Below are 26,630 nucleotides of genomic sequence, written 5' to 3'. Positions count from 1 at the left end.
CACCAAACCCATAACTTAATGATATTAAAATAATTTAAGCATAATGCATTCACTGCGACGTGTTTTACTCAATTTATACCAATTATATTTATTTGTTTCAGCAATCTGTTTTTCAAGTCCAAAATTAGACAATTAGTCGGGTCATGAAAGTAAAATCCAGCACAATTAGCTAATGCAGGCATCTTGCCTGTTACGCCCTTCAGGTCCGTTTTTATCGTCAGGGGTTGACATGAAAGGCCGTATCCAGTACCACTAAAAGCATATTGAATTTAACGGAGCACGATTCATGATTCGCACCATTCGTTTCACCGGTCTACTACTACTAAACGCATCCACTGTGCGCGGTAGACTGGCGGGCGAAATTCAGCGTTGAATCGTCACCAGTAAGACTAAAAACCCGCGCCACTGCGCGGGTTTTTTTATGCTCGTAGCAAGGCGCCCTAAGACTGACAAGGACCTAACCCATGAGCCAGCAAGTCATTATTTTCGATACCACATTACGTGACGGTGAACAGGCGTTGCAGGCAAGCCTGAGTGTAAAAGAGAAACTGCAGATCGCGTTGGCTCTCGAACGTATGGGTGTCGACGTGATGGAGGTAGGTTTCCCTGTCTCGTCTCCGGGTGATTTCGAATCCGTCCAGACCATTGCGCGTACCATTAAAAACAGCCGCGTATGTGGTCTGGCACGCTGCGTAGAGAAAGATATCGACGTCGCGGCTGAGTCACTGAAAGTTGCCGAAGCCTTCCGTATTCATACCTTTATTGCTACTTCACCGATGCATATCGCAACCAAATTGCGCAGCACCCTGGATGAAGTGATTGAACGCGCGGTGTACATGGTGAAGCGCGCACGCAACTACACCGATGACGTTGAATTCTCCTGTGAGGATGCAGGCCGTACGCCGATTGAAGACCTGGCGCGTGTGGTTGAAGCCGCAATCAACGCCGGTGCCAAAACCATCAACATCCCGGACACCGTCGGTTACACCATGCCTTTTGAGTTCTCCAACATCATCACTGGCCTGTATGAGCGCGTACCGAATATTGATAAAGCTATTATCTCTGTTCATACCCATGATGATTTGGGTCTGGCCGTTGGCAATGCTATAGCCGCGGTACACGCCGGCGCGCGTCAGGTTGAAGGCGCGATGAACGGTATCGGTGAACGTGCGGGCAACTGTTCGCTGGAAGAAGTGATCATGGCGATTAAAGTGCGCAAAGACATTATGAACGTGCACACCCGCATCAATCACAACGAAATCTGGCGCACCAGCCAGACCGTCAGCCAGATTTGCAACATGCCTATTCCGGCCAACAAAGCGATCGTCGGCACTGGCGCCTTCGCACACTCCTCCGGTATACACCAGGATGGCGTGCTGAAGAACCGTGAAAACTACGAAATCATGACTCCGGAATCGATCGGTCTGAACCAGGTGCAGTTGAACCTGACTTCGCGTTCCGGTCGTGCCGCAGTAAAACACCGTATGGAAGAGATGGGTTATCAGGACAGCGATTACAACATGGATCAGTTGTACGACGCGTTCCTGAAACTGGCCGACAAAAAAGGTCAGGTGTTCGACTATGACCTGGAAGCGCTGGCCTTTATTAACAAGCAGCAGGAAGAACCAGAGCACTTCCGTCTGGATTACTTCAACGTACAGTCAGGCTCCAGCGATATCGCAACCGCCTCGGTCAAACTGGCCTGTGGTGATGAAATTAAAGCGGAAGCCGCGAACGGCAATGGTCCTGTCGATGCCATCTATCAGGCGATCAATCGCGTTACCGAATACGACGTTGAGCTGGTGAAATATGACCTGACGGCAAAAGGTCATGGCAAAGATGCGCTGGGCCAGGTCGACATTGTTGTCACTCACAATGGCCGCCGTTTCCATGGTGTAGGTCTGGCAACCGATATTGTTGAATCCTCCGCGAAAGCGATGGTGCATGTTCTGAACAACATCTGGCGCGCCGCTGAAGTCGAAAAAGAGTTGCAACGCAAAGCTCAGAATAAAGAGAACAAAAAGGAAACCGTGTAATGTCGAAGAATTACCATATTGCTGTGTTGCCGGGTGACGGTATTGGCCCGGAAGTGATGGCACAGGCGCTGAAAGTACTGGAAGCCGTTCGTTCGCGTTTTGCGATGAAAATCACCACCAGCCACTACGATGTAGGCGGCATTGCGATTGATAATCACGGGACGCCGTTGCCAAAAGCGACCGTCGAAGGCTGCGAAAATGCCGATGCCGTGCTGTTTGGTTCAGTCGGTGGTCCAAAATGGGAACACCTGCCACCGGCAGAGCAGCCAGAACGTGGCGCACTGCTGCCGCTGCGTAAGCATTTCAAGCTGTTCAGCAACCTGCGTCCGGCGAAGCTGTATCAGGGTCTGGAAGAGTTCTGCCCGCTTCGTGCCGATATTGCGGCTAACGGTTTCGACATTCTTTGCGTGCGTGAGCTGACCGGCGGCATCTATTTTGGTCAGCCAAAAGGCCGCGAAGGCAGTGGCCAGCATGAAAAAGCGTTTGATACCGAGGTGTATCACCGTTTTGAAATCGAACGTATCGCCCACATCGCTTTTGAGTCTGCGCGCAAACGCCGCCATAAAGTGACCTCCATTGATAAAGCGAACGTGCTGCAGTCATCCATTCTGTGGCGTGAGATCGTCGGCGAAGTCGCTAAGCAGTACCCGGACGTCGCGCTGTCGCATATGTACATCGACAACGCGACCATGCAGCTCATTAAAGATCCGTCCCAGTTTGACGTGCTGCTGTGCTCCAACCTGTTCGGCGATATCCTCTCTGACGAATGCGCAATGATCACCGGCTCCATGGGCATGCTGCCATCCGCCAGCCTGAACGAAGAAGGTTTTGGTCTGTACGAACCGGCGGGCGGTTCCGCACCGGATATTGCTGGCAAAAACATTGCTAACCCGATTGCGCAGATCCTCTCCCTGGCCCTGCTGCTGCGCTACAGCCTGGATGCAGGCGATGCAGCAACCGCAATTGAAAACGCCATTAACCGGGCGTTAGAAGAAGGCGTCCGTACCGGTGATTTAGCACGCGGCATGGCGGCAGTCAGTACCGATGAAATGGGCGACATCATTGCCCGCTATGTCGCTGAAGGGGTGTAATCATGGCGAAGACCTTATATGAAAAGTTGTTTGATGCGCACGTTGTTTACGAAGCACCAAACGAAACCCCGCTGCTGTACATCGACCGTCACCTGGTGCACGAAGTGACCTCTCCTCAGGCATTCGACGGACTGCGCGCGCACAAGCGCCCGGTGCGTCAGCCGGGTAAAACCTTCGCGACCATGGATCACAACGTCTCCACCCAGACCAAAGACATCAACGCGTCAGGTGAGATGGCACGTATCCAGATGCAGGAATTGATTAAGAACTGCAACGAGTTTGGCGTTGAACTGTACGATCTGAACCACCCGTACCAGGGCATCGTCCACGTAATGGGCCCTGAGCAAGGGATTACCCTGCCGGGGATGACCATCGTCTGCGGTGACTCCCATACCGCGACCCACGGCGCGTTCGGCGCACTGGCCTTCGGTATTGGTACCTCTGAAGTTGAACACGTGCTGGCCACGCAGACCCTGAAACAGGGTCGTGCCAAAACCATGAAGATTGAAGTGAAGGGTAAAGCCGCTCCGGGTATCACGGCAAAAGACATCGTGCTGGCGATTATTGGCAAAACCGGTAGTGCAGGCGGCACCGGTCACGTAGTGGAATTCTGCGGCGAGGCCATCCAGGCGTTGAGTATGGAAGGCCGTATGACCCTGTGCAATATGGCCATTGAGATGGGTGCCAAAGCCGGTCTGGTTGCGCCAGACGAAACCACCTTCAGCTATGTGAAGGGGCGTCTGCATGCCCCGAAAGGAGATAATTTTGACGAAGCCGTCGCGTACTGGAAAACCCTGAAAACAGACGACGGGGCAACCTTTGATACGGTTGTCACGCTGCAGGCAGAGGAGATTGCGCCTCAGGTGACCTGGGGAACCAACCCGGGCCAGGTGATTTCTGTCAACGACGCCATTCCCGATCCGGCCTCTTTCGCTGACCCGGTCGAGCGCGCCAGTGCGGAAAAAGCGCTGGCTTACATGGGGCTGAAACCTGGCGTTCCGTTGACCGACGTAACCATTGATAAAGTATTTATTGGCTCCTGCACCAACTCCCGTATCGAAGACTTGCGCGCTGCCGCCGAGATTGCCAAAGGTCGTAAAGTGGCACCTGGCGTACAGGCACTGGTAGTTCCGGGTTCCGGCCCGGTAAAAGCCCAGGCCGAAGCCGAAGGTCTGGATAAGATCTTTATCGAAGCAGGTTTCGAGTGGCGCCTGCCGGGTTGCTCCATGTGTCTGGCCATGAACAATGACCGCCTGAATCCAGGCGAGCGCTGTGCCTCCACCAGCAACCGTAACTTTGAAGGCCGTCAGGGCCGCGGTGGGCGTACCCATCTGGTCAGCCCGGCAATGGCCGCCGCTGCGGCAGTCACCGGCCATTTCGCCGACATTCGCAGCCTGAAATAAGGAGACAATCATGGCAGAGAAATTTACCCAACATACGGGCCTGGTTGTCCCTCTGGACGCCGCTAACGTCGATACCGACGCGATCATTCCTAAGCAGTTTTTGCAGAAGGTCACCCGCACTGGATTTGGCGCCCATCTGTTTAACGACTGGCGTTTCCTGGATGACAAAGGCGAAGTCCCTAACCCGGAATTCGTTCTGAACTTCCCGGAATATAAAGGCGCATCGATCCTGCTGGCGCGGGAAAACTTTGGCTGCGGATCATCACGTGAGCACGCTCCGTGGGCCCTGACCGACTACGGGTTTAAAGTGGTTATCGCCCCAAGTTTCGCGGATATCTTTTACGGCAACAGTTTCAACAACCAGCTTTTGCCGGTCACACTGAAGGACGAGCAGGTCGACGAGTTATTCGCTCTGGTTCAGGCAAATCCAGGTATTTCGTTTGAGGTGGATCTGGAAGCAGAAGTCGTGAAAGCCGGGGATAAGACCTACAGCTTCAGCATTGATGCGTTCCGTCGTCACTGCATGCTGAACGGTCTCGACAGCATTGGTTTAACACTCCAGCACGAAGCGGCAATTGCAACTTACGAACACAAACAGCCTGCGTTTATGAAGTAAACCTCTGGCCTGCAGTTTATTCTGCAGGCCACGCTTTATTCCCTTACCCACCACTCCTGACACGCCGTTTTCGAAAAAATATCCGCTAATGACATTATATTTAATGTCAATTTAATAATGCCTGCGCAAGATAATCTAAAAGTTGGCTTACAGCGGAAATATAAATGGAAAAGCAAAATAGCAATAAGTCTCACTTCCGTTCTCAAAAAATACATAAATGCACATTAGTTAGCGTGGTAATAAATATATTACTTACTGGTTTTCAAATCATTGCAGGACTATTTTCCGGCTCGCAAGGGTTAATTGCTGATGGGATTCATTCTCTTTCCGATTTATCTTCTGATTTTGTCGTTCTGATTGCGAACAAGAAAAGCCAGAAAGCCTCAGATATCGATCATCATTATGGTCACCTTCGCTTCGAAAACGGAGCAAAGCTCATTATTGGTGCTATTTTGCTGCTTGTGGGCATTGGAATGCTCTGGTCGGCGGGCAATAAACTGCTCAACCCTGAGACGCACCAGACAGTGAAAGGAGCCGCGCTATGGGTAGCGATACTGGCTTTAGTGATTAAGGAAAGTCTGTTCAGATACATGCTTGCAACGGGAAAACGCATCCAGTCCTCACTACTGATAGCTAATGCCTGGCATGCCCGTTCTGACGCGGCTTCATCCGTGGTTGTCGCCATTGGTATAGCCGGGAATTTAATGGGCTTTCACTCTATGGACCTGGTTGCAGCCCTGATTGTCGGGATGTTCATCGCTCATATGGGATACAAATTCTCTGCTGACGCGCTGCACGACCTGATGGATCGTTCGCTTGAACCTGACCTTGAGCGCGACATCAAAACGTGTTTGCTCGAAACCGAAGGTGTCGCCGGGATCCATGACTTAAAAACCCGCAAGATGGGCGACTTAGCCCTTGTCGATGTTCATCTTGAAGTCGACGGAGAATTAAGCGTAAAAGAAGGACATGAAATTGCCGTGAAGGCCAGAAACAACGTGATGCAAAAATTTAATGTGCTTAATGTTATGACGCATATTGATCCGGCACACTAAAATAGTGTGGATGATTACGGTGTGATGCATTTTATTTATCGTTAAGGTTTCGTTAATTAATCTGCGTCACACTCCATCGCATCAGCTCTCTCATCATTGAGGTAAAAAGCGATGAATCCAACAATACGCGGTACGCTTCCCCATAAAGAAACCCCTTTTCTTCGCATACTGCACATTCTTGTTGCAGTACTGGTGCTGGCCCAGATTATTAATTCCAACTTTACTGAAAGCGAAGCACTTGGTGAATCGGGTCTGAACGCGATTGTCACCTGGGTTCATGTTATTTCAGGCTTTGGTTTAATTTTTTGCGGTATTGCCATGATGGCATGGATGTTAACCCAGCGCGGATTTAAGTATTACTTCGCGTGGCTGGCACTGGACTTCAGCGGAATCGTTGATGATATTCGCACTCTCTTGCAACGTCAGGTTCCTGATGCTCACGCTGGCGGGATGGCGGCAACGGTGCAAGGTTTAGGGGTTCTGGCACTGCTGGGCGTCGCACTCTGCGGCGCTGTCTGGTTCGTGCTGAACGCCACGCTCGGACCGGTTTCATCCGTCACGGAATCCGTCTTAGATTTGCATAAATTCCTGACGGTATTTATTGAGACCTACTTCTGGGGACACGGATTTATGGGTCTCGTGCATATGTACCTGACTTTACGCGCACAGCGTAAATATCAGTATTCGGAATAGAAAGCTTTGCTGAGCCCGGAGACCCGGGCTCCTCTCATTCATCCGATCACACGTCTTTTACGCGGCAGGTCAGCCCAAGCGTAACCAACGAAATCGCCGCAATCATCCAGTAGACCGACGCATGTCCATAGCTTTGCGACAGCGCCCCCTGAATCACCCCCGCCAGAATCACCCCGGTGGAAATACTGTTGGTAAAAAGCGTGGTCGCCGAGCCCGCACGGCCAGGCATTAAATCCTGGAACCAGAGCATGCCTATTCCGGCGATAATCCCAATAAACACAGCGTTAAATAGCTGCAGCGCCAGCAGTGCCTCCCGCGAGTGGAAGAAGATCAGCCCCACGTAGAACATCACCCCGGCAGCCACCGCAATGACCATCATCCTGCGTTTACCAAAACGCTTCACGTAATACCCGGCCAGAATCATCGCCGGAATTTCCAGCCCGGCCGCCGTCCCCATTAAGATCCCCGCGAGCTTATCCGGCAGCCCCAGGGAACTGCTGATCCACAGCGGCATGTCGATGATATACATCGTGTTGCAGGTCCACATCAGCGTGGAGGCGATAAACAGCATGCGGACATTTTTGTCCTGCCAGCCGCTCACCTGAGTAATGGGTTTGTCCGTTGTCTGCTCGACGCGCGCCACAGACGGCAGCGCGAAAGCAATCAACACAAGGCTTATCGCAAAAATGCCTGCCGCAATGGAGAACATGGCGGTAAAGCCGTAATTCAATGCCAGCATGAAGGCCAGAGGCGGGCCAATAACCCACGCCAGGGAAAGCTGAGCACGCATCACCGAACTGAACATCACCACTTCCCGCGCGGAATTGTCGGCATACTCACGCGCCAGTGCGAACAGCTGCGGCATGGCGGTATTGGCCAGTGACGCCAGCAGCACGCCGCAGGTGATAAGCGTCAGATAATGACGATTAAAGGCAAAGAGTAACGCATTGCCAACGGCCATCGCGCAGCAAAAGAGGATCAGTTTACGGCGATCGCCATGGCTGTCCGATCGTTTTGCCAGCCCCAGGCTGACCAGAATCCCGGCAATGGCGTTGACGGTATAAAACAGGCCAACCCAGAACGGCTGCGCCCCTACCTCCCGGCTGAGAAACAGACTCAGCGTCGGCGCCTGTAGCGCCCCCGCAACGCCCATCATAAAGGACACCAGCATAAAAGCGGCGTAGACGCCATTCAGGCGTCGCCCCATTGTCATCAACCAGAGCATGCGAAAATCCTTGTGAAAGCGAATCGAAATTGGGTGAAAGAATAAACGAAAAAAGCCAGCAAAAACATTTTGCTGGCGGGTGATAAGCACCAATACTCAGTCACACATGATCGAGGCGAGTCAGCGAGAAGAGGTCGCTTTCGTAACGTCCCACTGCATCAGGTCTTCCAGAATTTTCAGCCGTTGCTCTGCACACTGGCGGGCCAGCCAGGACGTTCCTTTTGTCGCTGAAAAATAGTGCTGATAAAACTGACGTGCGGTAGACCTCTTCATAATTTACCTCCTCACTTCATCGGGAACTATTATTGGCTTAATATAGGGATTAATAAATTGCTGATTATTTGTCAGGAGTTCCTCTTTTATGCCTTCCGGTCGACTGCAACAACAATTTATCCGCCTCTGGCAGTGCTGTGAGGGGCAATCGAAGGAGACCACGCTGAACGAGCTGGCTGACCTGCTCAGCTGTTCTCGCCGTCATATGCGTACCCTGCTTAACACCATGCAACAGCAAGGCTGGTTGAGCTGGGAAGCAGAAGCGGGTCGCGGCAAACGCTCGCGTCTGACCTTTCTCTATACCGGGTTAGCGCTACAGCAGCAGCGTGCAGAAGATTTGCTGGAGCAGGATCGCATCGATCAGCTGGTACAGCTGGTCGGCGACAAAGCGGCCGTACGCCAGATGCTGGTTTCACATCTCGGGCGCAGTTTTCGTCAGGGCCGACACATCCTGCGGGTGCTCTACTATCGGCCAATGAAAAATCTGTTACCCGGCACGGCGTTGCGTCGCTCTGAAACCCATATGGCCCGACAAATCTTCAGCGGCCTGACGCGCATAAATGAGGAAAATGGGGAACTGGAAGCAGATATTGCGCACCACTGGCAGCAACTTTCCCCGCTTCACTGGCGCTTTTTTTTACGCCCTGGCATCCACTTTCACCACGGCCGCGAGCTGGAGATGAGCGACGTCATTGATTCTCTTCAGCGCGCGCGCACACTTCCTCTGTATGCCCATGTCTCGCGGATCCACTCCCCGACAGCATGGACCGTTGACATCGAACTGTCCGAGCCAGACCAGTGGTTGCCGTGGCTAATGGGCTATGTTCCGTCGATGATCCTGCCGCGCGAATGGGCATCTCTGCCTCATTTTGCCAGCCAGCCCGTAGGGACAGGCCCTTACGCAGTGACGCGCAATACCAGCAACCAGCTTAAAATTCGCGCCTTTGACGACTACTTTGGCTATCGCGCGCTGATCGATGAAGTCAACGTCTGGGTTCTGCCTGACATCAGCGAAGAGTTGAGCTGCGGCTTAACGCTGGAAGGGCCAACCGAGGGGGAAAAAGCGGTTGAAAGCCGTCTTGAAGAAGGCTGCTATTACCTGCTGTTTGACGCTCGCAGCCATCGCGGTGCCAGTCGCGAGGTACGCAGGTGGGTTAGCCACGTTCTCTCTCCGGCTAACCTTATCTATCAGGCAGAAGAACAATACCAGACATACTGGTTCCCGGCATACGGCCTGCTCCCTCGCTGGCATCACGCCCGACCGGTTCACGGTGAAAAGCCTGCCGGGCTGGAGTCGATCACGTTGACCTATTACCGTGATCATGTGGAACACCGCTTTATCGCCCGGATCATGAGCAAACTGCTGGCTGCTGAAGGCGTTCATCTCGACATTCAGGAGGTCGATTATGATGAATGGCACCGCGGAGATATCGTCAGTGATATCTGGCTGAACAGCGCCAACTTCACCCTACCGCTCGATTTCTCGCTGTTCTCTCACCTGTATGAAGTGCCGCTGATCCAGCACTGCATCGAACGCGACTGGCAGCAGGATGCCGCCCGGTGGCGAGCAGGTGAGATGAACCTGGCCTCGTGGTGTCAGCAACTGCTCGCGCAGCAGGCGATTGTGCCGCTGATCCATCACTGGCTGATGATTCAGGGTCAGCGCAGTATGCGCGGCCTGCGGATGAACACCTTAGGCTGGTTTGATTTTAAATCCGCCTGGTTTGCCCCGCCGGAGCCATAACGCTTTCGCAATATTCACCAAATCATTACAATAGCGCCGTTCTCAACGGGGTGCTGCATCACTGATGTGCGCTGAGATAATACCCGTCGAACCTGATCCGGATAACGCCGGCGAAGGGATTTGAGGCTGTTGCTCAAAATCCTTTGCCACTCAACCCTGAGGTGCAAAGTGTTAAAAAAAGTTCTCCCCCTGCTGGCGCTGTTCGCGCTGCCTGCTATTGCGAAGCCCGTTCTGACGGTCTACACCTACGACTCCTTCTCTGCTGACTGGGGCCCAGGCCCGGTGGTGAAAAAAGCCTTTGAAGCGGACTGTAACTGTGAATTGAAATTCGTGGCGCTGGAAGATGGCGTCTCACTGCTCAACCGCCTGCGTATGGAAGGGAAAAACAGTAAAGCCGATGTGGTGCTGGGGCTGGATAACAACCTGCTGGAGGCCGCCTCGCAGACCAAACTGTTTGCCAAAAGTGGCGTAGCTGCAGATGCCGTCAACGTTCCGGGCGGCTGGAAAAATGACACTTTCGTTCCGTTCGACTACGGCTACTTTGCCTTTGTTTACGACAAAAACAAGCTGAAGAACCCGCCGAAAAGCCTGAAGGAGCTGGTGGAAGGCGATCAGAAATGGCGCGTCATTTATGAAGACCCTCGCACCAGCACTCCAGGTCTGGGTCTGCTGCTGTGGATGCAGAAAGTCTATGGGGATAAAGCGCCGGAAGCATGGCAGAAACTGGCCGCCAAAACCGTCACCGTGACTAAAGGCTGGAGTGAAGCCTACGGCCTGTTCCTGAAAGGTGAAAGCGACCTGGTACTGAGTTACACCACCTCCCCGGCCTACCACATTATCGCCGAGAAGAAAGACAACTATGCCGCAGCCAATTTCGCTGAAGGTCATTACCTGCAGGTGGAAGTGGCTGCGCGTACCGCGGCCAGCAAACAGCCAGAACTTGCCGAGAAGTTCCTGAAATTTATGGTTTCACCGGCATTCCAGAATGCCATTCCGGCGGGTAACTGGATGTATCCCGTGACCAACGTAGCGCTGCCAGCAGGTTTCGAGCAGCTGACCAAACCGCAAACGTCTCTGGAGTTTACGCCGCAACAGGTCGCTTCGCAGCGTGCAGCATGGGTAAGTGAATGGCAACGCGCCGTCAGCCGCTAATTCCCGGCTGGTTAATTCCTGGGCTGCTCGCCGCCATGCTGATGGTGGCGGTCAGCCTGGGCGCTTTTCTTGCATTGTGGTTGAACGCGCCAGAGAGTGACCTGCTCTCCCTCTGGCACGACAGCTATCTCTGGCACGTTATCCGCTTTTCTTTCTGGCAGGCGTTTCTCTCTGCCCTGCTGTCGGTGATCCCCGCCATTTTCCTTGCTCGTGCGCTTTATCGCAGGCGTTTCCCCGGCAGGCAGGCGCTGCTGCGCCTGTGCGCCATGACGCTGATCCTGCCCGTGCTGGTAGCCGTGTTTGGCATCCTGAGCGTTTATGGTCGTCAGGGCTGGCTGGCTTCACTGTTCGGCCTGCTCGGTCTGGAGTGGCATTTCTCGCCATACGGGCTTCAGGGCATCCTGCTGGCGCACGTCTTTTTCAACATGCCGATGGCGACACGGCTCTTTTTACAGGCGCTGGAAAATATCCCCGGCGAGCAACGCCAGCTTGCAGCACAGCTGGGCATGCGCGGCTGGTCTTTCTTCCGCTTTGTTGAATGGCCGTGGCTGCGCCGCCAAATCCCGCCAGTTGCCGCGCTGATCTTCATGCTCTGCTTTGCCAGCTTTGCTACTGTGCTTTCACTGGGGGGTGGACCGCAGGCAACAACCATTGAGCTGGCAATCTATCAGGCGCTGAGTTACGACTACGATCCTGGTCGGGCTGCGCTGCTGGCGATAGTTCAGATGGTGTGCTGTCTTGTACTGGTGCTGCTGAGCCAGCGTCTGAGTAAAGCCATTCCGCCGGGCAGTAACCAGATAACAGGCTGGCGCGATCCCCAGGATAGCCTGCGTAGCCGTATCACCGATATTTCGCTTATTACGCTGGCGCTGCTGCTGATGCTGCCGCCGCTGATGGCCGTTATCGTCGATGGCCTGAACCTCAATCTCCTGTCCGTGTTGCAGCAGTCCGTGCTCTGGCAAGCGACCTGGACTTCACTGCGCATTGCGCTGGCCGCCGGGTTGCTGTGCGTCATACTGACCATGATGCTGCTGTGGAGCAGTCGCGAGCTTTATGCCTGCCATGCCCGTAAAGCCGGACAGGCGCTGGAGCTAACGGGTATGCTTATCCTGGCCATGCCAGGCATTGTACTGGCGACGGGATTCTTTTTACTTTTCAACAGTACCGTGGGTCTGCCGGAAAGTGCCGACGGCATTGTGATATTTACCAATGCCCTGATGGCGATCCCTTATGCTCTGAAGGTACTGGAAAACCCGATGCGCGACGTTAATAGCCGCTACGCTCTGCTGTGTCAGTCACTTGGCATTCAGGGCTGGCAACGGCTGAGAGTGGTCGAACTGCGGGCACTAAAACGCCCTCTGGCACAGGCGCTGGCTTTCGCCTGCGTGCTCTCAATCGGTGATTTTGGCGTGGTCGCGCTCTTCGGCAATGAAGATTTCCGCACGCTGCCATATTGGCTGTACCAGCAGATCGGCTCTTACCGTAGCCAGGATGGCGCCGTCACGGCACTCTTACTGCTGCTACTCTGCTTTGCCTTATTTACCGTTATCGAAAAACTTCCGGGGCGTGATGTTAAAACTGATTGATGTAACCTGGCTCTACCAGCACCTGCCAATGCGCTTCACGCTTTCTGCCCGCCAGGGAGAGATGATTGCGGTTCTGGGCCCAAGTGGAGCAGGAAAAAGCACGTTGCTCAATCTGATAGCCGGGTTTCTGCAACCGGCAAGCGGGTCAATAATGATTGAAAACCACGATCATACCCGCACGCCACCCGCCCGGCGTCCGGTGTCGATGCTGTTTCAGGAAAATAATCTTTTCACCCATCTTACCGTACGGCAGAACATCGCCCTGGGGATGGATCCGGGGTTAAAACTGAACGATACCCAGCGCCAGAAGCTGGAGCTTATTGCCGGGCAGATGGGGATCACCGGGTTTATCGACCGTCTGCCAGGGGAGCTTTCCGGCGGTCAGCGCCAGCGTGTCGCGCTGGCGCGTTGTCTGGTACGCGAGCAGCCTGTTCTGTTGCTGGACGAGCCCTTCTCTGCACTCGACCCGGCGCTGCGCCAGGAGATGCTGGCTCTGGTACAGGAGGTCTGCCAGCGTCAGAAGCTCACCATGTTGATGGTATCGCACAGCATTGAGGATGCCGCGAGGATTGCTCCGCGATCGGTGGTGATCGCGGAGGGTCGCATTTTATGGGATGGCGAAACGGAAGCACTGGTAAGAGGGAAAGCGAGCGCATCACAGCTTCTGGGTATTAGTTAACGGCTGACGACCTTCAATAAAATCTCGCCATACACCGGCATCAGCGGGTGGCGGATCAACGCCACCAACGCCACTACGGCTATGCCGAGCGTCAACGGCGCAAGCCACAAAAGGCGTGAGCGAGGCAGGTAGCGCGTCAGACGATCAATATTCACTTTCGCGCTGCGCCACAGCCGCCAGCACAGCCATGCGGCGATCCACAGCAGCAGAGCGGTCGCCAGCAATAGCCACTTAAACTCACCGCTTTGCATACCATCAGGAATATCTATAGCCGCCCCCGCGAGGATCCCCGGCAGGAAGTAAAACGGCGGCCAGAAGACACAGCCGATAATATTCGGCACAACAAATTTTGTGACCGGAAGATCCAGCATCCCGGCGACCATGGGCACCAGCGGACGCGTCGGCCCGACAAAGCGTCCCACCAGGATGGTGAACATGCTGTGCTGGTGCAGCGCATGTTCGGTTTTATCCAGCAGGGCTTTGTTCTTTTTCATAAACGACCAGCGGTGCAGAGGCTTCTTAAAGCGCCAGCCCAGCCAGAAGGAGATCCAGTCGCCCAGCAGGCAGCCGATAATCCCGGCCAGCCACGCCTGCCAGAAGTTGACCTCGCCGCTGCCAATCAGCGCGCCAAGCCCGGCCATCATCACGGTGCCGGGCAGAATTAACCCGACCAGCGCCAGCGATTCCAGAAACGCCACCAGCGCAACGGCGATGAGCGAGTACATAACGGACTGGGTAATAAAGTGTTCCAGCAAAGCCTGCATAACTATTCCGGTCAGAAAACGAATCAGCGATTCTGCTTAGCGCCCCGCACCGCGTCAAGGCATCAATTGTCTGAATAGTTTACAGGTTGCTTCCACAGTTCACCTGTTTGTTTATCTTTTTTACCGTTTATTCACAACCCGCGCGGAATTCACTGGGGCTGGCACCCGTGCATTTTTTGAAAACACGAGAGAAATAAAGTTGATCTTCAAAGCCCACGTTACGCCCCACGGTGGCAATCGGCATCCGGGTGGTGCTGAGTAACAGCTTCGCCTGACTGATACGCTGGTCCTCACGCCAGCTTAGCACGCTGACGCCAAGCTGCTGGCGAAAGAGATGCGACAGCCGCGACGGAGACAGACAGACGTGCTGAGCGACGCTGGCGATATCAAACTGACTATCTGCCAGATGGTCACTGATGTACTGGCAGGCGTCGCGCACGCGGTTATCCAGTGGAGGATTAAGCGATTCGTTAATGGCCTCCATACGCCGCAGCAGCAGTTGTTCAAGCAGGTTAATCGCCAGCAGTTCGGCATAACGTCCTCCCGCCTGCCCCGCCTCAATGATCTGCGCAAAAAGCTCGCGAAACTGAGCAAGATGGAGATCATCCGGTCGATAAAAACCGGTATGCGCAAAAATCGCAGGCCACGAAAGCCACTCCTGCCAGTAGGCGCGCGGACGGAAGTAGACCCACTGGTGATACCACTCTTTTGCATCCGGGTGACGCCCGTAGTGGTGGATCTCCCCCGGCGGGAACAACAGGATATCGCCGGGGCGGCAGACAAACTGCTGGTCACCGTTCTTGATGATCCCCTCCCCGCGCACGGTCAGGTTGAGGATATACCCTTTCATCCCGAGCGGGCGGTCAACATAAAAGTCGAGGTATCCCTCAGCCTCGATAGGGGTCAGTCCCGCCACAAGGTGCGCGTTAAACGAGTATCCCGGCAGCAAAGGATCGTTTTGCGTTTCGGCCATAGATTCAGTTCTCCCAAGGGTCCTGAAGGAAACCAATTGTCCATATCGTAAAAAGCAGGTTAAAAATGGCCCGCGAAAAGATCCAAAAAGCATCACGCCTCTTTTACGTCCGCCATGTTTCAGCCTTTCCCACTAATTTATCCGCCAGGTCAGGCAAATAAGCAGTAACAAAAGTGTCTATAAGTGCGGCAGAAATGTCCACATTGAATATTTGCACGGCGTCACACTTTCCATCGCAACAGCAATTTAGTCCATAAGATTAGCGGATCCTGCCTGACGATTTTCGCCCCCAGTCTCTAATGTTCTTCCATACCTGTTTTTTTGATGGAGCAACACCATGGCAATTGCGATTGGCCTCGATTTTGGCAGCGACTCGGTTCGCGCGCTGGCAGTGGACTGTACGTCCGGCCAGGAGATAGCAACCAGCGTTGAGTGGTACCCGCGCTGGCAAGAGGGGCGCTACTGCGATGCGCCAAATAACCAGTTCCGTCACCACCCGCGTGACTACATCGAGTCAATGGAAGCGGCAATCAAAACCGTCCTTGCTGAACTGACTGACGCTCAGCGGGCAGAGATTGTCGGGATTGGCGTCGACAGCACCGGTTCTACCCCAGCCCCTGTGGATGCGGAAGGCCGCGTGCTGGCGCTGCGCCCTGAGTTTGCCGACAACCCGAACGCCATGTTCGTGCTGTGGAAAGACCATACCGCCGTGGAAGAGGCCGAAGCCATCACCCGCCTGTGCCATCAAACGGGTAAAACAGACTACTCGCGCTACATCGGCGGCATTTACTCCAGCGAATGGTTCTGGGCCAAGATCCTGCACGTTACCCGTGCAGACGCATCGGTTGCCCAGGCGGCCGTCTCCTGGATTGAACTGTGCGACTGGGTTCCCGCTCTGCTCTCCGGCACCACCCGCCCGCAGGATATCCGTCGTGGTCGCTGCAGCGCCGGGCATAAATCCCTGTGGCACGAAAGCTGGGGCGGCCTGCCTCCGGCTGCGTTCTTCGATGAACTCGACCCGATCATCAACAAGAGCCTGACATATCCGCTGTTTACCGACACCTTCACCGCAGATATTCCCGTCGGCACGCTCTGCGAAGAGTGGGCGAAGCGTCTTGGGCTTCCGCAGAATGTGGCCATCTCCGGCGGCGCGTTTGACTGCCATATGGGCGCAGTCGGCGCAGGTGCACAACCCAATACGCTGGTGAAAGTGATCGGCACCTCGACCTGCGACATTCTGACGGCCGATAAATCCACCGTTGGCAACCGCGCGGTAAAAGGTATCTGCGGCCAGGTTGACGGTAGCGTGGTGCCAGACTTTATCGGCCTTGAAGCCGGTCAGTCTGCGTTTGGTGATATCTACGCCTGGTTTGGCCGCGTGCTGGGCTGGCCGCTGGATCAGCTGGCTGCGGCACATCCTGAACTGAAAACCCAGATAGCCGAGAGCAAAAAACAGCTCCTGCCACAGCTCACCGACGCCTGGGCAAAAAATCCGTCTCTCGATCATCTCCCGGTGGTGCTGGACTGGTTCAACGGCCGCCGTACGCCGTTTGCTAACCAGCGCCTGAAAGGGGTGATTACCGATCTCAACCTGGCAACCGACGCACCTGCGCTGTTTGGCGGTTTGATTGCCGCCACCGCGTTTGGTGCACGCGCCATTATGGAGTGCTTCACCGAACAGGGCATCGACGTGAACAACGTGATGGCGCTGGGCGGTATCGCCCGTAAAAACCCGGTGATCATGCAGGCCTGCTGCGACGTGCTGAACCGTCCGCTGCAGATTGTGGCCTCCGATCAGTGCTGCGCGCTGGGCGCGGCAATTTTCGCCGCCGTCGCCGCGGGTGTTCACGCGGATATTCCGACGGCTCAGCAGCATATGGCGAGCGCCGTCGAAAACACCCTGCAGCCGCGCGCCTCGCAGGCGCAGCGCTTTGAACAGCTTTATCAGCGCTACCAGCAATGGGCAAAAAGCGCCGAACTCCACTATCTCCCTGTCGCCGCCCCGGCCAAAAGCACCGCGGACACTACGGCAACCCTGACCCATTAAGGACACAACGATGACCATTTTTAATAATTATGAAGTGTGGTTTGTGATTGGCAGCCAGCATCTGTACGGACCGGAAGCGCTGCAGCAGGTGACGAAACACGCGGAGCACGTCGTTAACGCGCTGAATGCAGAAGCTAAACTGCCGTGCAAACTGGTGCTGAAACCGCTGGGCACCACGCCGGATGAAATCACTCACATTTGCCGGGACGCCAACTACGACGATAAATGCGCCGGGATGGTGGTGTGGCTGCACACCTTCTCGCCCGCCAAAATGTGGATCAATGGCCTGACGATCCTCAATAAACCTTTACTTCAGTTCCATACCCAGTTCAACGCCTCCCTGCCGTGGGACAGCATCGACATGGACTTTATGAACCTGAACCAGACCGCGCACGGCGGCCGTGAGTTTGGCTTCATCGGCGCGCGTATGCGTCAGCAGCACGCCGTCGTGACTGGCCACTGGCAGGATCAGCACGCGCAAAAACGTATCGGCTCATGGATGCGTCAGGCGGTATCGAAACAGGATACCCGCCACCTGAAAGTGGTGCGTTTTGGCGACAACATGCGTGAAGTCGCTGTGACCGACGGCGACAAAGTGGCCGCGCAGATCAAGTTCGGTTTCTCCGTGAATACCTGGGCCGTGGGCGACCTGGTACAGGTGGTGAATGAAATCAGCGATGGCGACGTGAGCGCGCTGGTGGATGAGTACGAAAGCAGCTATCGCCTGACGCCTGCGGCACAGATCCACGGCGACAAGCGCCAGAACGTGCTGGACGCGGCGCGCATTGAGCTGGGCATGAAGCGTTTCCTGGAACAGGGCGGCTTCCACGCTTTCACCACCACGTTTGAAGATCTCCACGGTCTGAAACAACTGCCAGGCCTGGCAGTACAACGTCTGATGCAGCAGGGCTACGGCTTTGCGGGCGAAGGCGACTGGAAAACTGCCGCTCTGCTTCGCATCATGAAAGTGATGTCGACCGGTCTGCAGGGCGGCACCTCCTTTATGGAGGATTACACCTACCACTTCGAGAACGGCAACGACCTGGTACTCGGCTCGCACATGCTGGAAGTGTGCCCTTCTATCGCCGTCGAAGAGAAACCGATCCTCGACGTGCAATACCTTGGTATCGGCGGCAAAGCCGATCCGGCGCGTCTGATCTTCAACACGCGTACTGGCCCGGCTATCAACGCCAGCCTGATCGATCTGGGCGATCGTTTCCGCCTGCTGGTCAACTGCGTCGACGCGGTTGAAACGCCGCACTCCCTGCCGAAACTGCCGGTCGCCAACGCCCTGTGGAAAGCACAGCCTGACCTGCCAACCGCGTCAGAGGCCTGGATCCTGGCCGGCGGTGCGCACCACACGGTCTTCAGCCACGCACTGGATCTCAATGACATGCGTCAGTTTGCCGAACTGCACGATATCGAGCTGACCGTGATTGATAACGATACCCGCCTGCCAGCCTTCAAAGACGCGCTGCGCTGGAACGAAGTCTATTACGGTTCAAAACGTTAACAGGGGAATCTTTGGCCTGCCGCAGGGCGGGCCTCTTTTCCTGGAGGATTGCATGCTAGAAGAACTCAAACGTCAGGTACTCGAAGCCAACCTGGCGCTGCCGAAACACAATCTCGTCACCCTGACCTGGGGTAACGTTAGCGCCGTTGATCGGGAAAAAGGCGTGTTTGTGATCAAGCCTTCCGGCGTCGATTACAGCGTAATGACGGCGGAAGATATGGTCGTGGTCAGTATCGCCACGGGCGAAGTAGTGGAAGGAACGAAAAAGCCCTCCTCTGATACGCCAACTCACCGTCTGCTGTACCAGTCATTCCCGACGGTCGGCGGCATTGTCCACACCCATTCACGCCATGCGACCATCTGGGCGCAGGCTGGCCAGTCCATCCCGGCCACTGGCACCACGCACGCGGACTACTTTTACGGCACCATTCCCTGTACCCGTTTAATGACCGATGCAGAGATCAACGGTGAATATGAGTGGGAAACCGGCAACGTGATTGTCGAAACCTTTGAAAAGCAGGGAATCGACGCGGCTCAGATGCCGGGGGTTCTGGTGCACTCCCACGGCCCGTTTGCCTGGGGGAAAAACGCGGAAGATGCAGTGCATAACGCGATAGTGCTCGAAGAAATTGCCTATATGGGGATCTTCTGTCGCCAGCTGGCGCCGCAGTTACCGGATATGCAGCAAACCCTGCTGGATAAACATTATCTGCGCAAGCACGGTGCGAAAGCCTATTACGGGCAATAAACTGTATATATACCCAGCATAAACTATTCAACCAGGCTATAATCATGCCTGGTTTTGTTTTATGGGATAACGGCGTGGCGCAGGCGCAAGAAGGCTTTTTACTGACCCGACACTGGCGGGATACCCCTCAAGGTACTGAGGTTGCATTCTGGCTGGCAACGGACAACGGCCCGCTGAATGTTACGCTGCCGCCACAGGAATCCGTGGCCTTTATTCCTGAAGCACACGTCGAAAAAGCGAAGCAGTTGCTGCGCGGCGAAAATAACTGGCGCATCACGCCGCTTGAACTGAAGGATTTTCACCGTCAGCCGGTTTACGGACTTTACTGTCGCGCCCACCGGCAATTAATGCGCTATGAAAAACTGCTGCGTGAAGCAGGTGTCACGCTTTATGAAGCGGATATCCGTCCGCCGGAGCGTTTTCTGATGGAGCGGTTTATTACCGCACCGGTTTGGGTCGATGGCACCGAGCAAAACGGCCGAATTGTCGATGCACGCCTGAAGCCCAACCCGCACTATCGCCCGCCGCTGAAATGGGTGTCGCTGGATATCGAAACCACCCGCCACGGGGAACTGTACTGCATTGGTCTGGAAGGCTGCGGCGATCGGGTTGTCTATATGCTCGGACCGCCGAATGGCGATGCCTCCGCGCTGGATTTCCGGCTGGAGTATGTCAACAGCCGTCCTCATCTGCTGGAAAAACTGAATCAGTGGTTTGCCGAGTACGACCCCGATGTGCTGATTGGCTGGAACGTGGTGCAGTTTGACCTGCGGGTGTTGCAAAAACACGCCGAGCGGTACCGAATTCCGCTGATGCTGGGACGTGGCAACACGGAAATAGAATGGCGCGAACATGGTTTTAAAAACGGCGTATTCTTCGCCCAGGCTAACGGCCGCCTGATTATCGACGGCATTGAGGCACTGAAATCCGCCTTCTGGAACTTCTCTTCGTTCTCTCTGGAAGCCGTCGCGCAGGAGCTGCTTGGCGAAGGCAAATCTATCGACAACCCATGGGACAGAATGGATGAAATAGACCGCCGCTTTAACGAAGATAAACCGGCGCTTGCCACCTATAACCTGAAAGACTGCGAGCTGGTCACGCAGATTTTCCACAAAACCGAGATTATGCCGTTCCTGCTGGAGCGTGCGACGGTAAACGGTCTCGCAGCCGATCGACACGGCGGCTCCGTGGCGGCCTTTAGTCATCTCTACTTCCCCCGTATGCACCGTGCGGGGTATGTCGCCCCGAATCTCGGAGAGGTACCACCGCAGGCCAGCCCCGGCGGTTATGTCATGGATTCCCGGCCAGGGTTGTATGACTCCGTGCTGGTGCTGGACTACAAAAGCCTCTACCCGTCGATAATCCGCACCTTCCTGATCGATCCCGTCGGGCTGGTTGAGGGCATGGCCCAACCGGATGATGAGCACAGCACCGAAGGCTTTCTCGGGGCTCGCTTCTCACGCGAAAAACACTGTCTGCCGGAGATCGTCGGAAGCATCTGGCACGGTCGCGACGAAGCCAAGCGCCACGGCAATAAGCCGCTCTCGCAGGCGCTAAAAATCATCATGAATGCCTTTTATGGCGTGCTGGGTACCAGCGTCTGCCGTTTCTTCGACCCACGGCTGGCCTCCTCGATCACCATGCGCGGTCACGAGATCATGCGACAGACCAAAGCGCTGATTGAATCCAGGGGCTATGACGTCATCTACGGCGACACGGACTCCACCTTTGTGTGGCTTAAGGGTGCACATTCGGAAGACGATGCCGCGCAAATCGGCAAAGCGCTGGTTGCCTACGTAAACGACTGGTGGCGGGTGCATTTGCAAAAAGAGCGGTTAACCAGTGCGTTAGAACTGGAATATGAAACCCATTTTGCCCGCTTTTTAATGCCCACCATTCGCGGTACCGATCAGGGCAGCAAGAAGCGCTACGCCGGGCTGATTCAGGAAGGCGACGCGCAGAGGATGGTCTTTAAAGGGCTGGAAACAGTACGCACCGACTGGACCCCTCTGGCGCAACAGTTCCAGCAAACGCTCTATCTGCGGGTCTTTCGCAATGAGCCTTATCAGGATTACGTGCGCGAAACCATTGCCAGCCTGATGGCCGGTGAGCTGGACGATCAACTGGTATATCGCAAACGCCTGCGCCGCCCGCTGGCTGAATACCAGCGCAACGTACCGCCACACGTGCGCGCCGCCCGTCTGGCGGATGAAGAGAATGTGCGACGGGGTCGCTCGCCGCAGTATCAAAACCGGGGGACAATCAAATATGTCTGGACCACCAGCGGCCCGGAACCTGTTGATTATCAACAGTCGCCACTCGATTACGATCACTACCTGACGCGCCAGCTCCAGCCCGTTGCAGAGGGAATTTTACCCTTCATCGACGATGATTTTGCTACACTAGTGACAGGGCAACTTGGCCTATTTTGACGCGTGACGAAATGGCTGCCATCCAGTACCATAGCGCCCTTTCCATTCCCGGACCCATTTTTCGATGACCGTCTTTTTTGACGGGGTCGAACTATTGCCTGCAATTAAAGATTAGAGCCGAACAACTATGCCTTTTACACTTGGTCAACGCTGGATCAGCGATACAGAAAGCGAACTCGGATTAGGAACTGTCGTTGCCGTCGATGCGCGCATGGTTACCCTCCTCTTCCCTGCCACTGGTGAAAACCGCCTGTACGCTCGCAATGACTCCCCTGTGACCCGCGTGATGTTTAATCCGGGTGACACCGTGACCAGCCATGACGGCTGGCAGCTCAAGGTTGAAGACGTAAAAGAAGAGAATGGACTGCTCGCCTACATTGGCACTCGCCTGGACACTGACGAGACCAATGTCATCCTGCGTGAAGTGCTGCTCGACAGCAAACTGGTTTTCAGTAAGCCGCAGGACCGCCTGTTTGCCGGGCAAATCGACCGCATGGATCGTTTCTCTCTGCGCTATCGCGCCCGTAAGTTCCAGAGTGAACAGTACCGTATGCCGTGGAGCGGCCTGCGTGGTCAACGCACCAGCCTGATCCCTCACCAGTTGAATATCGCCCATGACGTCGGCCGTCGTCATGCACCTCGCGTACTGCTGGCAGACGAAGTGGGTCTGGGTAAGACTATTGAAGCCGGTATGATCCTGCATCAACAGCTGCTTTCTGGCGCAGCCGAGCGCGTGCTGATTGTGGTTCCTGAAACCCTGCAGCACCAGTGGCTGGTCGAAATGCTGCGCCGCTTTAACCTGCGCTTCTCGCTGTTTGACGACGAACGCTACGCAGAAGCCCAGCACGATGCGGACAACCCGTTTGAAACCGAACAGCTGGTGATTTGCTCGCTGGACTTCGTGCGCCGCAGCAAGCAGCGTCTTGAACACCTGTGCGATGCCGAATGGGATCTGATGGTCGTCGATGAAGCGCATCATCTGGTCTGGAGCGAAGATGCGCCGAGCCGCGAATATATGGCGATCGAACAGCTTGCCGAACGTGTACCTGGCGTCCTGCTGCTGACCGCAACGCCGGAACAGCTGGGGCTGGAAAGCCACTTTGCACGTCTTCGCCTGCTCGATCCAAACCGTTTCCATGATTTTGAGCAGTTTGTTGAAGAGCAGAAAAACTACCGCCCGGTTGCCGACGCTGTCGCCCTTTTACTGGCGGGCAAGCGTCTGTCCAATGACGAACTCAATACCCTGAGCGATCTGATTGGCGAGCAGGATATTGAACCGCTGCTGCAGGCAGCCAACAGCGAAGGTGACAACGCGGAATCAGCACGTAAAGAACTGATCGATATGCTGATGGACCGTCACGGCACCAGCCGTGTTCTGTTCCGTAACACCCGTAACGGCGTGAAAGGTTTCCCGAAACGCGAACTGCACACCATCAAACTGCCACTGCCAACGCAGTACCAGACGGCGATTAAAGTGTCCGGCATCATGGGGGCGCGTAAAACCGCCGAAGAACGTGCGCGTGACATGCTCTACCCGGAACAAATTTACCAGGAATTCGAAGGTGATACCGGCACCTGGTGGAACTTTGACCCACGCGTAGAGTGGCTGATGGGCTACCTGACCGCACACCGTTCTCAGAAAGTGCTGGTGATCTGCGCGAAAGCTGCCACTGCACTGCAGCTGGAGCAGGTTCTGCGTGAGCGTGAAGGTATTCGTGCAGCCGTGTTCCACGAAGGCATGTCTATTGTTGAACGTGACCGTGCGGCAGCCTGGTTTGGTGAAGAAGACAGCGGCGCACAAGTTCTGCTGTGTTCTGAGATCGGCTCTGAAGGTCGTAACTTCCAGTTCGCCAGCAATCTCGTGATGTTCGATCTGCCGTTTAACCCGGATCTGCTGGAGCAGCGTATCGGTCGTCTGGATCGTATCGGTCAGGCGCACGATATTCAGATCCACGTTCCGTATCTGGAAAAAACCGCTCAGTCCGTTCTGGTGCGCTGGTTCCATGAAGGTCTGGATGCATTCGAGCATACCTGCCCAACAGGCCGTACCATTTACGATCAGGTTCATAGCGACCTGATCGGTTACCTGGCAGCGCCAGAAACAACCGACGGTTTTGATGAGCTGATCAAATCTTGCCGCGAGAAGCACGACGCGCTGAAAACTCAGCTGGAGCAGGGACGTGACCGTCTGCTGGAGATCCACTCCAACGGTGGCGAAAAGGCACAAGCGCTGGCTGAAAGCATTGAAGAGCAGGATGACGACACCAGCCTGATCAGCTTCTCCATGAACCTGTTCGACATCGTCGGGATCAACCAGGACGATCGCGGTGAGAATATGATCGTTCTGACCCCGTCCGATCACATGCTGGTCCCTGATTTCCCGGGCCTGCCGGAAGATGGCTGCACCATCACCTTCGAGCGCGATGTGGCCCTCTCTCGCGAAGATGCCCAGTTCATTACCTGGGAGCACCCGCTGATCCGCAACGGTCTGGATCTGATCCTCTCTGGTGATACCGGCAGCAGCACCATCTCCCTGTTGAAAAACAAGGCGCTGCCGGTCGGTACCCTGCTGGTCGAGCTGATCTACGTTGTGGAAGCCCAGGCGCCGAAACAGCTGCAGCTCACCCGCTTCCTGCCGCCGACGCCAGTGCGTCTGCTGCTGGACAAAAACGGCACCAACCTGGCCGCACAGGTCGAGTTCGAGAGCTTCAACCGTCAGCTAAGCGCGGTAAACCGTCATACGGGCAGCAAGCTGGTCAACGCAGTTCAGCAGGACGTGCATGCCATTCTGCAACTGGGTGAAACCCAGGTTGAAAAAGCGGCCAGGGCGCTGATTGATGCCGCGCGCAGTGAAGCGGACGAGAAGTTATCTGCTGAACTTTCCCGTCTGGAAGCGCTGAAAGCGGTGAACCCGAACATCCGTGACGACGAGCTGGCGGCGATTGAAAGCAACCGCCAGCAGGTGCTGGAAAGCCTGGACCAGGCGAGCTGGCGTCTGGATGCCCTGCGTCTCATCGTTGTGACGCATCAGTAAACGGAGCGCGAAATGGTAATGGAGCCCTACAATCCACCGACGGATCCCTGGCTGGTCATTCTTTATCAGGATGAGCACATTATGGTCGTTAACAAGCCAAGCGGCTTATTGTCCGTGCCGGGACGTCTGGATGAACACAAAGACAGCGTGATGACGCGCATTCAGCGCGATTATCCGCAGGCCGAGTCCGTCCATCGTCTGGACATGGCAACCAGCGGCGTTATTGTAGTGGCTCTGAATAAAGCGGCGGAGCGGGAGCTTAAACGCCAGTTCCGCGAGCGCGAGCCGAAAAAACAGTACGTGGCGCGCGTATGGGGTCACCCGGCGCAGGAGGAAGGGCTGGTGGATTTACCGCTGATTTGCGACTGGCCGAACCGGCCAAAGCAGAAAGTGTGTTATGAAACCGGCAAGGCGGCGCAAACCGAGTATGAAGTGCTGGAATACGCGCCGGATAACACCGCGCGCGTATTGTTAAAGCCGATTACCGGACGCTCTCACCAGCTGCGCGTACATATGCTCGCTATGGGGCATCCGATTCTGGGCGACCGCTTCTACGCACCGCCTGAAGCGCTGGCCTTAGCGCCACGTCTGCAGCTGCACGCCCAGACGCTAACCATTACCCACCCGGCCTTCGGTAACGCGATGACGTTTAAAGCCCCGGTGGACTTCTAAAAAAAGCCCGACACCGTCGGGCTTTGTTTATTTGAAACCTTTCTTCTCTTTAATGAGCTCATACGCCTTCTGGATTTCCTGCGCTTTTTGCTTCGCCATCTCCATCATTTCTGGTGGCAGGCCTTTCGCGACCAGTTTGTCCGGATGATGCTCGCTCATGAGCTTACGATAGGCACGTTTAATCGTGGTCTGATCGTCAGAGGGCTTTACGCCAAGCACATTGCAGGCATCCTCCAGCGTCGGGCCACGCTGCGCCTGCTGCCAGGCACCGCCAGATGACTGCTGGTGATAGCCGCCGCCAAATTGCGCACCGCCCTGCATCATCCGCAGGAACTGGTCGAACTGCATACGGGAAATCCCCAGTTCCTCCGCAATGACGTATAACACATCACGTTCATTAGGATGAAGCGAGCCGTCGGCGAATGCCGCCTGAATTTGAATCTCCAGAAACATCCGAATTAAATCGAAACGTCCGAAGCAGACGCTGCGGAACTGACGCATTTTGTCGCGCAGTGGATAGTTATCCGATTTACCGATGCGGAACGCATTTTGCGCCTCCAGACGGGAGTCACCATGCAGATTCATACGATCCATAAAGACGCTGGCAATCTGAATATCGGCTTCTGTCACGCGTCCTTTGGATTTGGTTAAGTGCCCCATGACCTCAAAGGTGGTTGAGAAAAAGAGGGACTGGCGCTCGCGCTGGTTGGCAAACCAGGCCATTTTGCGGCTGCGCGCCTTATCAAACATATGGCCGATAATAAGCCCAAGCACAATTCCCCAGAACCCGGCACCCATGATGATGGCGAACGCAACGCCGATTATTTTACCCCAATACTGCATATACTCCCCGGATAGTCATATTCCTGGACGACGCAACGCCATCATCACAGT

Annotated in this window: 21 protein-coding genes and 1 riboswitch; of the genes, 16 read left to right on the top strand and 5 right to left on the bottom strand. The window is 55.2% G+C overall.

Annotated features, from left to right (window positions below; genetic code table 11):
- The first annotated feature begins 464 nt into the window (after positions 1-464).
- The 6 genes from leuA to JGF26_RS15070 all read left to right on the top strand — a co-directional run bounded on the left by leuA (position 465) and on the right by JGF26_RS15070 (position 6,894).
- Complete coding sequence (leuA, locus tag JGF26_RS15095) at positions 465-2,036, top strand: 2-isopropylmalate synthase (protein ID WP_028016672.1); 1,572 nt, start codon at positions 465-467, stop codon at positions 2,034-2,036.
- Positions 2,036-3,127 carry a 3-isopropylmalate dehydrogenase gene (leuB, locus tag JGF26_RS15090; protein ID WP_134708290.1) on the top strand — a complete coding sequence of 364 codons (1,092 nt, stop codon included), beginning with the start codon at positions 2,036-2,038 and terminating at the stop codon, positions 3,125-3,127. Before leuA ends, leuB begins: the two co-directional genes overlap by 1 nt.
- A 2-nt stretch (positions 3,128-3,129) precedes the next feature.
- A complete protein-coding gene (gene leuC / locus JGF26_RS15085; RefSeq protein ID WP_028016670.1) occupies positions 3,130-4,530 on the top strand; it encodes a 3-isopropylmalate dehydratase large subunit in 1,401 nt (466 codons plus the stop codon).
- Between the two features lie 10 nt (positions 4,531-4,540).
- Positions 4,541-5,146 (top strand): 3-isopropylmalate dehydratase small subunit, encoded by a 606-nt coding sequence (gene leuD / locus JGF26_RS15080; RefSeq protein ID WP_028016669.1) that lies wholly within the window; start codon positions 4,541-4,543, stop codon positions 5,144-5,146.
- 164 nt (positions 5,147-5,310) lie between these two features.
- The gene (locus JGF26_RS15075) at positions 5,311-6,201 is read left to right on the top strand and encodes a cation diffusion facilitator family transporter (protein ID WP_134708289.1); all 891 of its coding nucleotides are present in this window, start codon (positions 5,311-5,313) and stop codon (positions 6,199-6,201) included.
- A gap of 111 nt (positions 6,202-6,312) precedes the next feature.
- Positions 6,313-6,894, top strand: coding sequence for a cytochrome b/b6 domain-containing protein (locus JGF26_RS15070; protein ID WP_134708288.1), 582 nt, complete (start codon positions 6,313-6,315; stop codon positions 6,892-6,894).
- A 46-nt stretch (positions 6,895-6,940) separates the two neighbouring features.
- On the opposite strand, the gene JGF26_RS15065 is transcribed toward JGF26_RS15070, so the two are convergent.
- Positions 6,941-8,119 (bottom strand): sugar efflux transporter, encoded by a 1,179-nt coding sequence (locus JGF26_RS15065; protein WP_134708287.1) that lies wholly within the window; start codon positions 8,117-8,119, stop codon positions 6,941-6,943.
- 120 nt (positions 8,120-8,239) lie between these two features.
- Positions 8,240-8,392: a glucose uptake inhibitor SgrT gene (gene sgrT, locus JGF26_RS15060; protein WP_032666766.1), complete on the bottom strand. Its 153-nt coding sequence runs from the start codon at positions 8,390-8,392 to the stop codon at positions 8,240-8,242.
- An 88-nt stretch (positions 8,393-8,480) separates the two neighbouring features.
- Between sgrT and sgrR the strand changes: the two genes are divergently transcribed.
- The 4 genes from sgrR to thiQ all read left to right on the top strand — a co-directional run bounded on the left by sgrR (position 8,481) and on the right by thiQ (position 13,553).
- Entirely contained in the window at positions 8,481-10,136 is a 1,656-nt protein-coding gene (gene sgrR, locus JGF26_RS15055; protein ID WP_128348243.1) for an HTH-type transcriptional regulator SgrR, read from the top strand.
- 36 nt (positions 10,137-10,172) lie between these two features.
- Positions 10,173-10,273: riboswitch (TPP riboswitch) on the top strand.
- 31 nt (positions 10,274-10,304) lie between these two features.
- A complete protein-coding gene (gene thiB / locus JGF26_RS15050; RefSeq protein ID WP_108089558.1) occupies positions 10,305-11,288 on the top strand; it encodes a thiamine ABC transporter substrate binding subunit in 984 nt (327 codons plus the stop codon).
- Positions 11,264-12,874, top strand: a complete 1,611-nt coding sequence (thiP, locus tag JGF26_RS15045; protein ID WP_028016663.1) for a thiamine/thiamine pyrophosphate ABC transporter permease ThiP — start codon at positions 11,264-11,266, stop codon at positions 12,872-12,874. The genes thiB and thiP overlap by 25 nt, the downstream gene beginning before the upstream one ends.
- The gene (gene thiQ / locus JGF26_RS15040; protein WP_134708286.1) at positions 12,858-13,553 is read left to right on the top strand and encodes a thiamine ABC transporter ATP-binding protein ThiQ; all 696 of its coding nucleotides are present in this window, start codon (positions 12,858-12,860) and stop codon (positions 13,551-13,553) included. Before thiP ends, thiQ begins: the two co-directional genes overlap by 17 nt.
- Here the strand turns inward: thiQ and JGF26_RS15035 are convergent.
- Both JGF26_RS15035 and araC read right to left on the bottom strand, forming a co-directional pair.
- On the bottom strand, positions 13,550-14,317 hold the full coding sequence (locus tag JGF26_RS15035) for a DedA family protein (RefSeq protein ID WP_134708285.1): 768 nt from the start codon (positions 14,315-14,317) through the stop codon (positions 13,550-13,552). The two genes, thiQ and JGF26_RS15035, sit on opposite strands and share 4 nt — an antisense overlap.
- Before the next feature lie 127 nt (positions 14,318-14,444).
- Positions 14,445-15,290 (bottom strand): arabinose operon transcriptional regulator AraC, encoded by an 846-nt coding sequence (araC, locus tag JGF26_RS15030; RefSeq protein ID WP_028016660.1) that lies wholly within the window; start codon positions 15,288-15,290, stop codon positions 14,445-14,447.
- A 337-nt stretch (positions 15,291-15,627) separates the two neighbouring features.
- Between araC and araB the strand changes: the two genes are divergently transcribed.
- From araB to rluA, 6 genes are all read left to right on the top strand, one after another.
- Entirely contained in the window at positions 15,628-17,337 is a 1,710-nt protein-coding gene (araB, locus tag JGF26_RS15025; protein ID WP_028016659.1) for a ribulokinase, read from the top strand.
- A gap of 10 nt (positions 17,338-17,347) precedes the next feature.
- Positions 17,348-18,850: an L-arabinose isomerase gene (gene araA / locus JGF26_RS15020; RefSeq protein WP_134708284.1), complete on the top strand. Its 1,503-nt coding sequence runs from the start codon at positions 17,348-17,350 to the stop codon at positions 18,848-18,850.
- Between the two features lie 52 nt (positions 18,851-18,902).
- A complete protein-coding gene (araD, locus tag JGF26_RS15015) occupies positions 18,903-19,598 on the top strand; it encodes an L-ribulose-5-phosphate 4-epimerase (RefSeq protein ID WP_028016657.1) in 696 nt (231 codons plus the stop codon).
- Between the two features lie 44 nt (positions 19,599-19,642).
- Entirely contained in the window at positions 19,643-22,030 is a 2,388-nt protein-coding gene (polB, locus tag JGF26_RS15010) for a DNA polymerase II (protein WP_134708283.1), read from the top strand.
- A 127-nt stretch (positions 22,031-22,157) separates the two neighbouring features.
- Positions 22,158-25,064: an RNA polymerase-associated protein RapA gene (rapA, locus tag JGF26_RS15005; RefSeq protein WP_134708282.1), complete on the top strand. Its 2,907-nt coding sequence runs from the start codon at positions 22,158-22,160 to the stop codon at positions 25,062-25,064.
- Between the two features lie 12 nt (positions 25,065-25,076).
- The gene (gene rluA / locus JGF26_RS15000; protein ID WP_134708281.1) at positions 25,077-25,736 is read left to right on the top strand and encodes a bifunctional tRNA pseudouridine(32) synthase/23S rRNA pseudouridine(746) synthase RluA; all 660 of its coding nucleotides are present in this window, start codon (positions 25,077-25,079) and stop codon (positions 25,734-25,736) included.
- 27 nt (positions 25,737-25,763) lie between these two features.
- Here rluA and djlA read toward each other — a convergent pair whose 3' ends face one another.
- The gene (djlA, locus tag JGF26_RS14995; RefSeq protein WP_028016653.1) at positions 25,764-26,579 is read right to left on the bottom strand and encodes a co-chaperone DjlA; all 816 of its coding nucleotides are present in this window, start codon (positions 26,577-26,579) and stop codon (positions 25,764-25,766) included.
- Positions 26,580-26,630 lie beyond the last annotated feature (51 nt).

Origin of the sequence: Enterobacter sp. E1, assembly GCF_016809815.1 — a bacterium.
Lineage (GTDB): Bacteria > Pseudomonadota > Gammaproteobacteria > Enterobacterales > Enterobacteriaceae > Enterobacter > Enterobacter adelaidei.
Note: the sequence above shows the minus strand (reverse complement) of the source record. Positions and strands in the feature narration are given on the sequence as shown.

Coding starts and splice junctions, on each gene's coding strand:
- leuA (WP_028016672.1), top strand. CDS start 465: ATGAGCCAGCAAGTCATTATTTTCGATACCACATTACGTGACGGTGAA.
- leuB (WP_134708290.1), top strand. CDS start 2,036: ATGTCGAAGAATTACCATATTGCTGTGTTGCCGGGTGACGGTATTGGC.
- leuC (WP_028016670.1), top strand. CDS start 3,130: ATGGCGAAGACCTTATATGAAAAGTTGTTTGATGCGCACGTTGTTTAC.
- leuD (WP_028016669.1), top strand. CDS start 4,541: ATGGCAGAGAAATTTACCCAACATACGGGCCTGGTTGTCCCTCTGGAC.
- JGF26_RS15075 (WP_134708289.1), top strand. CDS start 5,311: ATGGAAAAGCAAAATAGCAATAAGTCTCACTTCCGTTCTCAAAAAATA.
- JGF26_RS15070 (WP_134708288.1), top strand. CDS start 6,313: ATGAATCCAACAATACGCGGTACGCTTCCCCATAAAGAAACCCCTTTT.
- JGF26_RS15065 (WP_134708287.1), bottom strand. CDS start 8,119: ATGCTCTGGTTGATGACAATGGGGCGACGCCTGAATGGCGTCTACGCC.
- sgrT (WP_032666766.1), bottom strand. CDS start 8,392: ATGAAGAGGTCTACCGCACGTCAGTTTTATCAGCACTATTTTTCAGCG.
- sgrR (WP_128348243.1), top strand. CDS start 8,481: ATGCCTTCCGGTCGACTGCAACAACAATTTATCCGCCTCTGGCAGTGC.
- thiP (WP_028016663.1), top strand. CDS start 11,264: ATGGCAACGCGCCGTCAGCCGCTAATTCCCGGCTGGTTAATTCCTGGG.
- thiQ (WP_134708286.1), top strand. CDS start 12,858: ATGTTAAAACTGATTGATGTAACCTGGCTCTACCAGCACCTGCCAATG.
- JGF26_RS15035 (WP_134708285.1), bottom strand. CDS start 14,317: ATGCAGGCTTTGCTGGAACACTTTATTACCCAGTCCGTTATGTACTCG.
- araC (WP_028016660.1), bottom strand. CDS start 15,290: ATGGCCGAAACGCAAAACGATCCTTTGCTGCCGGGATACTCGTTTAAC.
- araB (WP_028016659.1), top strand. CDS start 15,628: ATGGCAATTGCGATTGGCCTCGATTTTGGCAGCGACTCGGTTCGCGCG.
- araA (WP_134708284.1), top strand. CDS start 17,348: ATGACCATTTTTAATAATTATGAAGTGTGGTTTGTGATTGGCAGCCAG.
- araD (WP_028016657.1), top strand. CDS start 18,903: ATGCTAGAAGAACTCAAACGTCAGGTACTCGAAGCCAACCTGGCGCTG.
- polB (WP_134708283.1), top strand. CDS start 19,643: ATGCCTGGTTTTGTTTTATGGGATAACGGCGTGGCGCAGGCGCAAGAA.
- rapA (WP_134708282.1), top strand. CDS start 22,158: ATGCCTTTTACACTTGGTCAACGCTGGATCAGCGATACAGAAAGCGAA.
- rluA (WP_134708281.1), top strand. CDS start 25,077: ATGGTAATGGAGCCCTACAATCCACCGACGGATCCCTGGCTGGTCATT.
- djlA (WP_028016653.1), bottom strand. CDS start 26,579: ATGCAGTATTGGGGTAAAATAATCGGCGTTGCGTTCGCCATCATCATG.